3 protein-coding genes are annotated in these 1,504 nt (G+C 73.0%); all 3 read right to left on the bottom strand.

Annotation, left to right across the window (positions count from 1 at the left end; translation table 11 throughout):
• Positions 1–460: urease accessory protein UreH domain-containing protein (locus tag GAS53_RS54815; RefSeq protein WP_192583734.1), on the bottom strand; the 460-nt coding region annotated here is incomplete at its 3' end.
• A gap of 104 nt (positions 461–564) precedes the next feature.
• The gene (locus tag GAS53_RS54810; protein ID WP_151485293.1) at positions 565–966 is read right to left on the bottom strand and encodes a hypothetical protein; all 402 of its coding nucleotides are present in this window, start codon (positions 964–966) and stop codon (positions 565–567) included.
• Positions 967–1,128: 162 nt separating this feature from the next.
• Positions 1,129–1,368 carry a hypothetical protein gene (locus GAS53_RS54805; protein ID WP_151485292.1) on the bottom strand — a complete coding sequence of 80 codons (240 nt, stop codon included), beginning with the start codon at positions 1,366–1,368 and terminating at the stop codon, positions 1,129–1,131.
• Between the last annotated feature and the right edge of the window lie 136 nt (positions 1,369–1,504).

The following is a 1,504-nucleotide window of genomic DNA, read 5'->3' as shown; positions in this document are numbered from 1 at the left end:
TGCGCCGCACCAGTTGCCCGAAGGCGGCTGGTGAGCGGGGCACCAGCCGGGCCACCGCCTTGACCCCCATCAGGTCCAGGGCGAACAGCACCATCAACACACCAGCGGCGATGAGCAGGACCGCCCGGGTGCGGGGACTGGGCTGCAGCGCGGCACCGAAGATCCCGAGCAGGGCGCCGAGGAGGGTGTGGGAGAGGAGCTTTCCGGCGAGGAAGGCTCCGACCGGAGCGAGCGGTTCGGCGACCCGCTGCCGCGTGCCAGACGTGCGCGTATCGCGCCGGCGCGTGCCGGTCTGACGCTTGCCGGCCTGGCGGGGCGCCCGGCTTGGCGGGGCTTCACCGGTGGTGCGGCGGCTGACGGCGCCGGCCAGCAGGCCGCCTTGCACGGCAGCACAGGAGGCGCCCCCGGCCAGCAGACCGGTACCGGCGCTGGTGAGGAACAGGGTGAGTGTCGAGGCCATGCGTGTGGTTCTCCATCACGGGGAGGGCACGCGCGCATGACGGCGTGCCGGGCTGATCGGGCATCTGCATTCCGCCGGCCGGCGACCGGTAGAGCAGGGTGGGATCAGGTCCGGCTCACGCAGAGTCTGCCGAGGTCGGGTCCCTCACGGGAGGCGGGGGACGGTGGCGCCCGCTGGACACTCGCCGATCCGGCCACGCCGTCCACGGCCGCCGCAGACAGGTGCGCGGCGGGCGGCAGCGGGGCGCTCGCCGGACGGTACTGGGCGGACGGCTGGCACTCCATGGCCATGTCGTCCATGGGGCGCGGCGGAGCGGCCATCTCCTGCGCCTCTGCCCGATCCGTTCGATCCGCCCAGAACGGCGACGCCATCGACGCCATCGACGCCATGGGTATCGCGTCCATGGCGGGCTGGGCGAGCCCCGTGGTGCACAGGGCCAGAGTGAGCCCGGCCAGCAGCCCGGCGAACCGCCGGGCCGAAGGCAGCTGCACACGCGTCCTGGCCATGGCACGGGATGCTAGCCCGCGCCGACGCTCCAGCCCCGCTTTTACGGAGATCACAGTGCGGGTTGGCGGCCCGTACCCAGGAGCGCAGCATCCCCGTCAGGTACGCCCGCAACCTGTTGACCTGCGGAACTGCCAACCTGTTGACCTGCACAACTCCCACTATCACCAGCAGCGCCCCGCCGGTCGCAGCACCGTACGGCCATGGCGGCGCGCGAACCCGAAAGCCCACAGCGCCCAGCGGGAGCCGAGGGGGCGGGCCGAGGAACGGCCACCCCAGGCCGACGCGGTGAACGCAGGCGAGCAGGGCACACCACGGCCCGCGCGGCCGGTGGCGACGGAGAGGTTGAGCACGGCGGCCGGGGTGAGGCCGATCCACCGCCTCCAGCCCAGGCCCCTCACCACCGGGCACGTCCTCGGCGGCGGGGCCGATGGGGATTGCCGCCGGCCGCCAGTAACCGCGCATCTGCACCTACTATGGCGTTTAGGTTTTCCCGGCAGGAAGGACGCGCTCGGTGCGGGGATTCGGCGAGCTGGAGCA

It is taken from the genome of Streptomyces albicerus (assembly GCF_008905045.1).
Lineage (GTDB): Bacteria > Actinomycetota > Actinomycetes > Streptomycetales > Streptomycetaceae > Streptomyces > Streptomyces albicerus.
Note: the sequence above shows the minus strand (reverse complement) of the source record. Positions and strands in the feature narration are given on the sequence as shown.

Bases quoted from the DNA above. Each gene is read 5' to 3' on its own strand.
- GAS53_RS54810 (WP_151485293.1), bottom strand. From the start codon at position 966: ATGGCCAGGACGCGTGTGCAGCTGCCTTCGGCCCGGCGGTTCGCCGGG.